Source organism: Bacillus spizizenii TU-B-10, assembly GCF_000227465.1.
Classification (GTDB): domain Bacteria; phylum Bacillota; class Bacilli; order Bacillales; family Bacillaceae; genus Bacillus; species Bacillus spizizenii.
On the sequence record NC_016047.1, the window covers coordinates 2,294,009 to 2,306,121 of the forward strand.

Genomic DNA, 12,113 nt, shown 5'->3' on the forward strand with positions numbered 1-12,113 from the left:
GACGAACACGATCGTCAGCTTTTTCTATTACATCATATGCGGTTTAACAGGCAAGACCTTTTTGACTTCATCAATGATGCGTCCATTTTCTCCGCCAGCGTAAATGTGAATCGAGCCGCTGTCTTGATTCGAACGAATCAGGCGCCCGATGCCCTGCCGTACGCGTAATAACATATATGGCAGATCAACTTCTTCGAACGGATCTTTTTTCGCCCCGTTGCGTTTCGCTGTAAATACAGGATCATGAGGCGGGAATGGCAATGACCAAATGGTAACATTCTTCAATGCGTCACCAGGAATATCGAGTCCTTCCCATAAGTGAACCGAACAAAGTACTGTTTCCTCTTCCTCTTGGAATTTCTCCACTAAGCTGCTGATTTCCTCATCACCTTCAAAGAAAATCGGATACGGCAGCTCCCAAGCCGCCGATAGCTGCTTAAACTCGTTTAATTCTTCAAAAGAAGGGAAAAGCACCAGCGTTCTGCCTTTATAACGTTTGATTGTTTCAATCGTTTCAGCCGTTTTTTGTTCAGCAGCCATATCTGTTTTTGCATATAGATTAACGGTCATTTGCTCGTCATAATCATAAGGAGAATCAACGGTTAATGATAAATAATCGTGAATCCCGAGACTGTCGGCAATATAATCAAACGAACCGCCTTCTGACAGCGTGGCAGAAGAAAAGATATAAGGAATTTTCTTAGAAAACACTTTTTCGCCAAGCACTTCCGCTACCGTTCTTGGCATCACAACAAAGGTTGATTCAGCTTCCTTTTTCTCAAGCCAGCTGATCGCATCCTTTTGATATAGAGATAATGAATACGCCATTTGTTCAACATATTCTTCCACAACTGACAGCTCGTATTGATCAATCGTGTACATCTCAGACTCGAACACAAGAGCCTCACCGATTTTATCAAGCAAACGGCAAAGCTCGTCCGCCGCCTTTTTGACACGCTGGTCATTTTTTATTTCTAAACGGTGTGAACCGGCTACTTCTTTTGATTCTTCAGAAAGAACATAGAAAAATTCATCGTTTGCAGCAAGCGCATCTTCAATCAGTTCAGCAAACTCTTCTCTGATGTCATTTTGAAGCAAACGTTCTAAAAACAATTCAAGAGTAGACTGCTTCACTCTGTAGGTTAACGCTTTTTGTGCAGCAAACTCTAACAGATGTCCTTCATCAAATACAACAGCACTATGATCAGGCAAGAGCGGCAGCTGGCCTTCTCGTTTGCGCGATTCTTCCGTCCACACATGCTCCATATAAAAATCATGGGAACAAATGATCAAGTCCGTTGACTTGCGGTAATAATCTCTGGAAAGTGTCAAACCGCATCTATGTCTCATATCACAAGTCAGACAATCCTGAAACGAGTCGTAGCTTACTTCAGACCATTCTTCATTTGATAGATTTGCGTACTGCTTACGGTCGCCATACGGATAAAAGCGCTGCATCGCCTGTGATTCATGAACAAATGAGGGTAATGACTCATAAAGATCCAGCCATTTATCATCATCAGATCGCTGCATCGTTTTTTCAAGCTTCTTCAAGCATAAATATTGCTCATGTGACTTCGACAGCCTTGTATCAATTTTCAGATCCAAATGCTCAGCCAGCTTTGAAATATCGCCCTCTTTTTTCACTAGCTGTTCGATTAATGTTTCATCAGCACAAGCGATAATGGCAGGTTTGCCGACATATCTTGCATAGCTGATCGCGAAAAGAAGATAAACCAGCGTTTTCCCCGTTCCCACTCCAGCTTCGGCAAACATGACTTTTTTCTCTTTAAACGCCCGCTCCAGCTGAAAAGCCATAAATACTTGCTCATCCCGAAGATCAAACCCTTTTTCGGGAAGGATATCGTAAAACACGTCACCAATCCAATTGTTCAATTCTTCATAAAAATTCTTTGTTTTCGTTAAAGAAAAAGGCAAACGTGATGTTGTCACCTAGTTTCAACCCCCAACTATTCGACATTCAGACCACCAATAATATCATTTCCTACTGATGAATACAATAAAAAAACTTGGCAATGCCAAGTTTTTTTACAACTTACTTTCGATTGATCACATGCGCCGATAAAAAAGGATGGTCTGTTGAATAAATATGTTCCACCGCTTTTTCTAAATCATTTAGTGCATGCGACATCACAGACGGAGACGAATCAGCCCCGTGCTCCTTCAGCTCGTTGGCTGTTGCGTCAAGCGCCCTTTGAATGAGATTAAAATGTTCGCTGTTCAGCATGAGATCACCTCTGATGGAAATAATCATCATTGTATGCGAACTTTTCATTTTATATACATGCTTTCCGCATGTTATCGCCGAAATATGCACAAACTACACTCGATATCCCGTACCCGGAATATCCGTCTTATCAACAATATTCTATCAGGGAGTGATGTTGACATGAGTTATAGAAATCGATTAGATCAGCATTCTGAACTGTTTCATCACAATTGGACGCGGCCTAAACGTTCTAAGTCTCAAGTAAACGGTCACACTGAAATGTCCCAAACCAACATTATATTGAGAAGCAACGCGAAAGCGCACCGTTGGTAACGATAGAATATGGCTGAAAGATGAAAGAAGACGCATGTAGAGCGTCTTCTTTTTATGCGTTTTCTGTTTTCTTGCGCTGCGGCCTTACTTTTGACCAGTATTGATAATAATCCGTTTTAATAAATCCGTTAAAGAGCTTTCGTTTCTTCGTCGCTTTTCTGCCGTATGCTTCCTCAAAATTCTCATTTGATGTCAGCATATACACAGACCAGGTATCAAGCGGTTCGAACGCCTGTCCCATTTCTTTGTACATGTGCTCAACGGCTTTTTTCTCGCCGAGACGTTCTCCATAAGGCGGATTGCCGACAATTACGCCAAACTCCAGATTTGTCGTGAAGTCTTTGACCTGCATCTGCTTAAATTGGATTAAATCCCCCAAGCCTGCTTCCTCTGCATTCTCTTTTGCGATTTGAACCATACGGTGGTCTATGTCGCTTGCGAAAATCGTAAGCGGCTGGTCATAGTTCGCCTTTTCTTCGACTTCGAGCCGTGCTTTGTCCCACCGATCTTTTCCGATCCATTCCCAATCCTCTGAGACAAAATCGCGGTTAAATCCGGGGGCGATGTTTTGGCCGATTAACGCGGCTTCAATCGCAATCGTTCCGGAACCGCAGAAAGGATCGACAAATGGACGGTCCGGGGTCCAATTGGTTAATTGCACTAAAGCGGCAGCAAGTGTTTCTTTAATCGGCGCGCCGCCCTGGTCGACACGGTATCCTCGTTTATGGAGCCCTGTCCCTGACGAATCCAGCGTAATAACCGCTTGATCTTTCAATAAAGAAATTTCCACCTTATACTCGGCACCTGTTTCTTCAATCCAGTCATTGGCTTTGCCGGACTGCAGCTTGAGCTTTTCGACAATTGCTTTTTTGACGATCCGCTGACAGTCAGGAACGCTTGCAAGTGTTGATTTTACCGATTTCCCGATGACAGGGAATTTCCCATTCTCAGGTATAAATGAGCGCCAGTTAATCGCTTTCGTTTTTTCAAACAGTTCATCAAATGTTTTCGCTTTAAAAGAAGCAACCTGAACCTTTATGCGGTCGGCTGTTCTAAGCCAAAGGTTCGCACGGCAAATGGCAAGCGCATCACCTTCGAAAATAACTTTTCCGTTATCAACCTTGCATTCGTATCCTAAATCTCGTACTTCCTTTGCGACAACAGCTTCAATGCCCATCGGCGCCGTTGCAATTAGTGTATACTTCTTCATCGTATCACCCTGTCTTTTAAAACTTTTCTCTTTTCAAGATAAAAGCTCTCCTTATACGGGAGAGCTTGTTTTCATCATTTTAAATGTAAGTGATCTAACGTTCTGTAAGCCATGTTTTGTTCCGTCGTACTGCAAACGGCTCATCACCTCGTACTCGGGCGGCAATCATCTATCTACAGAAAGCTTTCTGTCCTTCTCTCCGTTGAATTCCGTCAAGAAGGTTCCCCTACCAAAATTTGGGTTTCTCGCTCGAGGGGTTTACCGCGTTCCACTCTCACCATTTCTAGTGAGACTTCGTCACTGTGGCACTTTCAAGGATACTCAGCCATATCCAAAGGACGTAGGCTTTTTTCCTGCCGTCAGCCTATCAAGGCTGCCCTAGCTTATGACTTCGCTAGGCACGAACACTACGGGCATCTCAGCACCGTGCGAGCATGGACTTTCCTCTACAGATTCAAGATCTACAGCGATTACCCGAACGTTAAGAACATGAATTATTATATAACAACTGATTGCAATTTACAAGCGCCATTTTTTTCAAGCGCGATCAATCATAAAGCTTGCTGCCAAAAACGTGTTTTTCTAAGTTGGACAGCCGTTTTAAAATATCAAAATTCGTTGTGTTAGATTGCACAGGCTGTTTTTTGCTGGCTTCTTCAAGCTGTTTTTTCAGCTGCAGATTTTCCTGCTGCAGTTCTTCAATTTCTTGATGGAAGGTTTCATAATCCTTAATAATCATATCTAAAAATTTGTCAACGTCTTCTTGCTTGTAGCCTCTAACGCCTGTTTTAAATTCTTTTTCCAAAATTTCTTTCGCAGAAAGCTTTACTTTATCAGCAAGCATCTTTTTCACCTCGTATCGTGAATCATTACATATATTTTTTCAGAAATCTGTACGGTTGTCAAATTTCTCTTATTGCTATGAGTAGCTGTCTTCCTCTACTGTCACTCTCAAGTCATCCATTGTGATAAAGTAAATGGGATAGCCATCCTGTTCGCGTCTCTTTTCAGCCGTCTCAAGCATGTACCTTGGAGATCCTTCCCTCTCAGGATCATATAAAAGCATCAGCGCATCTGATTTTTCTATGAAGAACTGATTTTTTTGTTTAAATTGTAGCGGGCTTTCATACGGCCTGTGAGTCAGGCTTTCTTCATAGTCAGCCTGTGCCAGAACAGCTTCATAAAGCTCTTTATTAGGCTCTTTCCAGTTCTTTTCCTGATCGTAAAAAGGAGTAATCACAGCTACCTTTAAATCAGGGTATTCCTCCTGCAGATCATATGCAGCTTCAGCCGCCCACAGTTCCGCTCCAAGCTGGCCCGATATTAAAATCCATTCTAAGCCCTCATCTAAAAGTCCGATCAACCGGTTTTTGATCGCTTTTTTTATGTAATACAGTGCCTTATCATCCTGTTTAAAAATCCCGAGTTCAAATGGCTTGTATCCTGTTACTGCCAATACTTTCATTACTTCACCTGCTTTAAAAAATGGGGCTCCCATTGGGCCCCATTTTGATGTGCTGTTTGTTTACACCATCAAGCTGCACGTTTCCATACTAGTCGCAGCAAGGTTTTCCTGCTTGAAAATGCTGATGCGTTGCCGGATCAACATTTGAGAAAGTATGTGGAAAGTAGTGAACGTGCTGAAAATGCTGGTGATTTACGTTTGTTGTGTGCTGTGGGTGAATATGCGGCACGATAGTATTTGAAAACGTATGGTGTTCACAGCAATGAGTAGGATGGACAATCGGCGCCATCATGTGCGGTCTGCAGTGATGCATGTTTAAATCCCCTTTCCATAAACTTTATTACAATACTAAGATATGAAAAATAAGGGGTACATGTTCTAATGCAAAGACCTATTTTAAAAGTGTACAATTAAACTGTCTTTAAAGTTTGAAAACACAAAAGCAATCAAAAATACCACAACAAAGAACAAGTAAAAAACACCCTTATACATACCAACTCTCCCTTTAAAAATAACTACCGTCATTTTACAGGATTCGCCGCTATTCTACAACAAAATCAATGTGAATTCAGCAAAAAAATTCATGGCGAAACAAGTCGTCTTTTGCGCTTTCCCGGGGAATATTTAAGAGGAATATTTCCTCTTCAGCCGGGCAATTCTTACTTGCAGTTTTTCTGATTCTTTTTCTGATAAGAATGCCGCATCACTATGTAATTGTTCTGCTATATACAATGCTTTGCCAAACTCTTTTTTCTTATGCTCAAAATATTTCGCGAGCTCTATCACAGCAGTGTATCTGCACTTCTGATTTTGGGAGCGGGACAACTTTTCCCAAAGCGGCACTGCTTCTTCCAATCGGTTTTGTTTTTTGTACAGGAGCGATAAATCCAGCCGTGCTCTGTCCTGATCCTCAAACGACTTTTCTTTAAGCCTTTCCAGCTGTTTGACCGCTTGATCCGTTTCTTTATGGGCCATAAACCATTTCGCCATGGCATAAGCTTCACTGTGCTCAATGTGCTCTTTTGGCGTATAAGATGCTGATAGAATTTTTTTAGACATATGAATGTACAATGAAATGAGCGATAGCACATCCATTTCATTATGATGCAGGACACCTTTTAAAAGATCAGGCTCTTGCGCCTTGATAAAATGAAAGTAAAGCATTGGCGCCAAGTAGCCCGGTGTGTCTTCTTGTCTGTGAATGCCGAGCTCCTCTTTTTCAACCGTGCCAAGTGATACGCGGTCCATTTTGTGTTTCCACAGGCGTCTTGCTCCATGCAGAAGGTCAAAGTGACCGAACTCCGGGAGCTTCGGAAGTCTGTCACGGATCAATGTGTGCCTTGTTTTCACCTGCGGCCAATCAAAGGCTTTTCCGTTGTAGGTTACAAGTGATGTAATGTCAACCTCACTTAAAAAGCTTTGATACAAGGCGACTTCATTCCCCGGTTTGGGCAAAAGATGCTGTTTGACTGTCACTCGGTCTTCATATACTCTCGCATGGCCAAGCAAAAAAATGGTATTTCCGGCTCCGCCTCCAAGACCAGTTGTTTCTGTATCAAAGAAAAAGAGACTGTTTTTGTTATACCCTTTTGCTGACAAAGTATGCGACAGGCTGCTTTGATTCCACAGTGTAATCACTTCATCAAGCTCAGAAAAACGGTATAACCCATGGCGGTGAGAAAGCGGATATTCTACTTCTCTGATGAGGCAGTATTCATCTTCGAAGAAAAAAGGCTTCATGCCAAAAGCCTCCCACTCTTCTAAAAACGGGATTTCAGCAAAATTGTTTTCTCGTTGGCCTGCTTCTATTTTATGTTCTCCTTCGTCGAGCACCATATGCTTTTTCATTCGCTGGAGTTTCCCTTTTAATGACATATCTGACCTCCCTCCTTACGCCATTTGATCCAACAGCTGCAAAATTCTTTCCTTTGCTTTTATCCCTTCTATTTCGGTACCTATACAAGACGGACAGCCGTCATGACAAGGACATTGCTTAATGAGCTGTTTTGCCGCTTCATTAATGTCTGAAAAACGTTTGAAGACTTCCTCAGCCAAACCGATGCCGCCCGGATAATGATCGTACAAAAAGATCGTCGGCAATCCGGTATGGGCTGCTTTGATTTGAGAAATGACATGAACATCGTTTCGGTCACACATAATATACACAGGGACAATATGCTGCAGCACATTTGAGATGCCAAGAAGCAGCTGTTCCAGCGTCTTTTCCCCGATGTCTTCATCTGCTGTTTTGATTTCGAGCCAAGCTGCACTTGTATGCAGTTCTTCTTCCGGCAAATGAATAGGACCAGACCCGATATTTTCAAAAGTGGTCATTTTAATTTTTTTAAAAATGGTCGGCAGGGCATTGACAGTGACGTCACCATAGTGCAATGACGTACGGCTTTTTTCCTTCGTTTTATCAATTTCTAATACTTTTAGCTGAACTGCCAGGTTGGCATCCGTGTAATATTCGACATCGACTTTTCTGACATAAGCCTTTTTATGGTCCCAATCGAGCTTCTCTACTTGATATTGAACCCCTTCATGCAAATAAATCGCTTCATCATGCAAAAGCGTCATCGCGCTAAAACGATCCATTTCACCGATAATCCTTACATTTGCAATATCCGATTGATCAACAATAACGACATTTTCCTGTGATGCGGAACGCAAGCTGATATTTGATGCAGGAAATGATTCACTTGCCCAATGATACCGTTCGCCATTCCGGTGAAGAACGGCCTCTTCCTGAAGGTACTCAAGAATATCACTTACATCCATCGGCCCAAACTCTTCATCAGCTCTAAAAGGAAGCTCATAAGCCGCACACTTTAAGTGGTCTACTAAAATAATCAAATTCTCCGGATTGATTCTTGCAGATTCCGGCGAACGGTTAAAGAAATATTCGGGATGCCGCACAATATATTGATCGATCGGCGTTGAATTGGCGACCATGATAATCAAAGACTCACCGTGTCTTCTGCCGGCTCGCCCCGCCTGCTGCCATGCACTTGCCACACTTCCAGGATACCCCGTCATCACACACACTTGCAGCTGGCCGATATCAACACCAAGCTCTAAGGCATTCGTACTGACCACTCCTAAAATTTCGCCTTCTCTCAGACCTCTTTCGATTTCTCTTCGCTCTTTCGGAAGATAGCCCCCCCGATAGCCTCTGATTGACTTTGTCCCAATCTCTTTTTTCACAAGCTCTTGAATATGGCTTAAAATAATCTCCACCCGGACTCTGCTTCTGGCAAAAACAATGGTCTGCACTTTGTTTTTCAGGAACTCTTTCGCCAGTTCATTCACTTCTGCTGTTGCGCTCTTTCTAATATTCAACGGTTTGTTCACAATTGGCGGATTATAAAACACGAAGTGCTTCCGTCCGCTCGGGGCGCCGTTGTCATCGACCAGCCGCATCGGTTTGCCCGTCAGCTGCTCTCCCAATTCCTTCGGGTTGGCAATCGTTGCGGAAGTACAAATAAAAACCGGATCACTTCCATAAAACTGGCAGATCCGCTTCAGCCGCCGGATCACATTCGCCACATGGCTCCCGAAAACGCCGCGATACGTATGAAGCTCATCGATGACGATATACTTAAGGTTTTCAAACAAACTGACCCATTTCGTATGATGCGGAAGAATGGCAGAATGCAGCATATCGGGGTTTGTAATGACAATATGACCTGCTTTTCTCACCTTTTGTCTGATTGCCGGAGACGTATCCCCGTCATATGTAAAGCTTTTAATATCAATGCCCATTTCATCAATGATTTCATTTAGCTCGCTCTTTTGGTCTTGTGCCAGCGCTTTAGTCGGAAATAAATATAGCGCCCGGTTTGTTTCGTCTTGGGCGATGGACTGCAGAACTGGGAGATTATAGCATAACGTTTTTCCTGATGCGGTTGGCGTTACGGTAACGATGCTTTCTCCTTTTTGCACATATTGAAAAGCGGAGAATTGGTGGGTATATAGTTCATCAATGCCCCTTTTCGAAAGGGCTGCTTTTATTCTTTGATCTATACTTTCAGGCATCGGCCTTGTTCTTGCTTCACGAGGCTCAATTTCATGCCAATTCACAACGTTTTCATTTCCTTTTAACTCAGAAATGAGCTCAGTCAGTGATTTCTTTTTCATTCTTTACACCTCTTTGTCAAGTACAGTTTACCGAATATTTGTTTGCATGGCTAGGTGCAAATTTTATACAATCGAACAAAAAAAGCAAGGCATACGCCCTGCTTATTTCGCTTTTATTGTAAGGAGCTTTGTTTTACCTTTGTTAGCAGCCTTTTCCCCTGCCGGCACAATTGATCCTACAGCCTCACCATTCATAATAACGATGGGGATGACGGTACTGCTCGCTTTTTCTTTGATTAATTCCAAATCACACGTAATCAGCGGGTCACCGACCTTCACTTTGTCCCCTTCTTTGATGTGGGCAGTAAACCCTTCTCCGTTCATATTGACCGTTTCCAGCCCGACATGAATTAACAGTTCAATTCCTGAGCGAGTCCGAATGCCAACGGCGTGTTTGGTGTGGAAAATCTGAATCACTTCACCTTCAACAGGTGAAACGATTTCACCGTTTGACGGTTCCACCGCTATTCCTTCCCCCATCATTTTCTGTGAAAAAACAGGGTCCGGCACATCTGTCAGGTCCAATACCGTACCGTCTGCCGGAGAATAAATAACCTCTTCTGTCACTTTTTCCTGAGTTTTGCCCATTCCGAATAATTTTTTCAGCAATGTGTTTTCTCCCTTCTCATTCGCTTCAACCGTTATCCCTTCATTCACCACTATTTAACCACACTTTCAATTTTGCTTCAATTTATAACAACATCTGGCATAGGCGCATAATCTGGATAAAAAAGGCGGTGGCAGATTTGGAATTCAATGATGACAAAAAGAACGAACTGCAAAAGAAAGAAGAAATCATCACGGAGGCAATGGATCATCTGTTTCAATCCTCAGCATTCGGCAACCTATTAAACGGATTTCAAAACCTGATCAACTCGAGTGTAAAGGATGTACAGACGACCATACATGTCAGAGAAAGAGATACTGGGCTGTATGTCGATATTACAATTCCAGCGACGTTTCGTGATGGCGAGATCGTCGTTGATATTAAATCAAGGTATCTGCACGTAACTCTCCAAGAGAAACAGAAACAGCAAAATGAGGCCACTTTTACAAGCATGACGAGAACGGTTCAGCTGCCTTATGAAGTACACCAAGAAGATATGGAAACATCTTGGAACGAGCAGACAATGACACTTTTCTTTCCAAAAAATAAGCATGAATGAACGACTCATTCATGCTTCTATCATTTAAAAAAGCTGGTAAATCCCTTTATTAAAGATCCGACCTGATTCATTGCACTCATCACTTGACCTGTCGTATCCATCATTTTATTAAAATCAAACTGCCCGTTGGCTTTTTTGAACTGCGACATAATATTTTGGAATTGTGAGGGCTGCTGTTGATTAGGCCTTGGGATTGGATAAGGGTTGGAAAATACAGGCGGCTGCATAGGCATAGACTGGTTCGGAACATACGGCTGATAATATTCTTGCTGTCCATAATGCTGCTGCGGGAAGTATTGCCCAGGTGAAACCTGCTGATAATATCCCTGCATTTGCTGTGGATAATAATAGCCCATTTGCCGAGGATAGCTCTGAGAACTCCTGTTCATTGCGATTCCCCCTAAACTCTACATGTTTCTCTTCTATATATGTATGAACGAAAACTATTGTTTGTGTCACAGGTCCTGATTCGCGTTTGTCAAATTGTGTCGAAAGTTTAAATTTTTTAAAAACAGAAAAAAGTCGAATCATTATGGTACCATATTTTCAATACAGATGAGAGGGGATGCACCATAATGAACGTATCATACTTAAGCAAACGTTTTGCAGAAATGAAGAAATATGAAACAGACTGTATGAATAAACTGATGGACTTTGCCAAGTTCCTCTATATTCAAGGACATCTCAGCACAACTGAGTTTCGTAACAGTATGAAGGTTCTCGAAGCAAATGGAGCAGAAAGCCCGGCATATGAGTTGAATTAACGTCCGGCCCCCTATAACAAACTTAAAAGAAGACAGCCTTTACCGGCTGTCTTCTCTTGCAATTTCATCCTTTACTGCGTGCAATGTATAAAGGACTGACTCAGTGATGTCCTTGAATCGTTTTTTATGAATATGATGAACATATGATTGAAGGACCAATTCCAGAAAATTATCCTTTACGGTCTCGATTTGCTCTTTATGCACATATTTCGGACGGCGGGCTTTTATCAATTCAAGCGCCCCTTGCGCCCAGCGAGCCGCCAGATCATCATTCTCTTCAACTGCAGGCTTTATCGTCTCAAAAAAATCATAAGAAAGATCACTGTCTTTTCCTTCCTGATATCGATCAGCACCTTTTTCAGCAGCTTCAATCATTTGCTCGGTCATTTCCAGCAACGTTTGTGATTGCAATACCCTTCACCTCAATGCATATCGTACCAAATTTCACTCGCAAATTCAGCCGATACGGTATACCTTTTCAAACGCATACCTGTGTTGAGGCGATTGACAAAGCTCGTTTATACAAATATGAAGGTCCATGAGTTCTTCTTCCAGCACACTCAGGCGATCGTTTTCCGTTTCCCGCATCTCAGCCTCAAAGGCAATTACAGAATGATTCAGGCTTTGCTCAGCTCGGGTTAATTCATCTTCTATATCAGAAAGCATACGGAGAATATCTGTTTTGCTTACATAACCGGACATTCGTGTACCTCCCTTTCCTCGTCTCTCCCGGTTAACATTCTTTGCTCTTCAGGCTCTTTCCTTCCTCATGACAAAACTAGAAGCAAATCGCCAAACAAACAGG

The 12,113-nt window shown here is 42.5% G+C and carries 16 protein-coding genes and 1 other RNA gene; 3 read left to right on the forward strand and 14 right to left on the reverse strand.

Annotated elements, in window-relative coordinates:
* Positions 1 to 27: 27 nt before the first annotated feature.
* Together GYO_RS33225 and GYO_RS33230 are read right to left on the reverse strand one after the other, a co-directional pair.
* A complete protein-coding gene (locus tag GYO_RS33225; RefSeq protein WP_014114170.1) occupies positions 28 to 1,953 on the reverse strand; it encodes an ATP-dependent DNA helicase in 1,926 nt (641 codons plus the stop codon).
* 103 nt (positions 1,954 to 2,056) lie between these two features.
* Entirely contained in the window at positions 2,057 to 2,248 is a 192-nt protein-coding gene (locus GYO_RS33230) for a hypothetical protein (protein ID WP_014114171.1), read from the reverse strand.
* A 162-nt stretch (positions 2,249 to 2,410) separates the two neighbouring features.
* Here GYO_RS33230 and GYO_RS43400 point away from each other — a divergent pair, with 162 nt between their 5' ends.
* Positions 2,411 to 2,563, forward strand: a complete 153-nt coding sequence (locus GYO_RS43400) for a YpzG family protein (protein WP_010327933.1) — start codon at positions 2,411 to 2,413, stop codon at positions 2,561 to 2,563.
* Positions 2,564 to 2,615: 52 nt separating this feature from the next.
* On the opposite strand, the gene GYO_RS33235 is transcribed toward GYO_RS43400, so the two are convergent.
* The 9 genes from GYO_RS33235 to GYO_RS33270 form a co-directional block, all read right to left on the reverse strand.
* Positions 2,616 to 3,773, reverse strand: a complete 1,158-nt coding sequence (locus GYO_RS33235) for a THUMP domain-containing class I SAM-dependent RNA methyltransferase (protein ID WP_014114172.1) — start codon at positions 3,771 to 3,773, stop codon at positions 2,616 to 2,618.
* A 100-nt stretch (positions 3,774 to 3,873) separates the two neighbouring features.
* Positions 3,874 to 4,255: RNase P RNA component class B (gene rnpB / locus GYO_RS43405), an RNA gene on the reverse strand.
* A gap of 65 nt (positions 4,256 to 4,320) precedes the next feature.
* Positions 4,321 to 4,617, reverse strand: coding sequence for a cell division regulator GpsB (gene gpsB, locus GYO_RS33240; protein WP_003225629.1), 297 nt, complete (start codon positions 4,615 to 4,617; stop codon positions 4,321 to 4,323).
* A 75-nt stretch (positions 4,618 to 4,692) separates the two neighbouring features.
* Positions 4,693 to 5,238 carry an SLOG family protein gene (locus GYO_RS33245; protein WP_003225627.1) on the reverse strand — a complete coding sequence of 182 codons (546 nt, stop codon included), beginning with the start codon at positions 5,236 to 5,238 and terminating at the stop codon, positions 4,693 to 4,695.
* A gap of 88 nt (positions 5,239 to 5,326) precedes the next feature.
* Positions 5,327 to 5,551, reverse strand: coding sequence for a spore coat protein CotD (cotD, locus tag GYO_RS33250; protein WP_003225625.1), 225 nt, complete (start codon positions 5,549 to 5,551; stop codon positions 5,327 to 5,329).
* Positions 5,552 to 5,634: 83 nt separating this feature from the next.
* Positions 5,635 to 5,763, reverse strand: coding sequence for a hypothetical protein (locus GYO_RS43755; RefSeq protein WP_014114173.1), 129 nt, complete (start codon positions 5,761 to 5,763; stop codon positions 5,635 to 5,637).
* 99 nt (positions 5,764 to 5,862) lie between these two features.
* On the reverse strand, positions 5,863 to 7,113 hold the full coding sequence (locus GYO_RS33260; RefSeq protein ID WP_014114174.1) for a ribonuclease H-like domain-containing protein: 1,251 nt from the start codon (positions 7,111 to 7,113) through the stop codon (positions 5,863 to 5,865).
* A gap of 15 nt (positions 7,114 to 7,128) precedes the next feature.
* Positions 7,129 to 9,378 carry an ATP-dependent helicase MrfA gene (gene mrfA / locus GYO_RS33265; RefSeq protein WP_014114175.1) on the reverse strand — a complete coding sequence of 750 codons (2,250 nt, stop codon included), beginning with the start codon at positions 9,376 to 9,378 and terminating at the stop codon, positions 7,129 to 7,131.
* A 102-nt stretch (positions 9,379 to 9,480) separates the two neighbouring features.
* A complete protein-coding gene (locus GYO_RS33270; RefSeq protein WP_014114176.1) occupies positions 9,481 to 9,987 on the reverse strand; it encodes a PTS sugar transporter subunit IIA in 507 nt (168 codons plus the stop codon).
* Positions 9,988 to 10,124: 137 nt separating this feature from the next.
* On the opposite strand from GYO_RS33270, the gene GYO_RS33275 reads away from it, so the two are divergent.
* Complete coding sequence (locus tag GYO_RS33275) at positions 10,125 to 10,544, forward strand: Hsp20/alpha crystallin family protein (protein WP_013308008.1); 420 nt, start codon at positions 10,125 to 10,127, stop codon at positions 10,542 to 10,544.
* Positions 10,545 to 10,564: 20 nt separating this feature from the next.
* On the opposite strand, the gene GYO_RS33280 is transcribed toward GYO_RS33275, so the two are convergent.
* A complete protein-coding gene (locus GYO_RS33280) occupies positions 10,565 to 10,933 on the reverse strand; it encodes a YppG family protein (protein ID WP_014114177.1) in 369 nt (122 codons plus the stop codon).
* Between the two features lie 186 nt (positions 10,934 to 11,119).
* Between GYO_RS33280 and GYO_RS33285 the strand changes: the two genes are divergently transcribed.
* Entirely contained in the window at positions 11,120 to 11,308 is a 189-nt protein-coding gene (locus tag GYO_RS33285; RefSeq protein ID WP_003225611.1) for a YppF family protein, read from the forward strand.
* Between the two features lie 39 nt (positions 11,309 to 11,347).
* Here GYO_RS33285 and GYO_RS33290 read toward each other — a convergent pair whose 3' ends face one another.
* A complete protein-coding gene (locus GYO_RS33290) occupies positions 11,348 to 11,719 on the reverse strand; it encodes a YppE family protein (RefSeq protein WP_003225610.1) in 372 nt (123 codons plus the stop codon).
* A gap of 45 nt (positions 11,720 to 11,764) precedes the next feature.
* Entirely contained in the window at positions 11,765 to 12,010 is a 246-nt protein-coding gene (locus GYO_RS33295) for a DUF5446 family protein (protein WP_014114178.1), read from the reverse strand.
* Between the last annotated feature and the right edge of the window lie 103 nt (positions 12,011 to 12,113).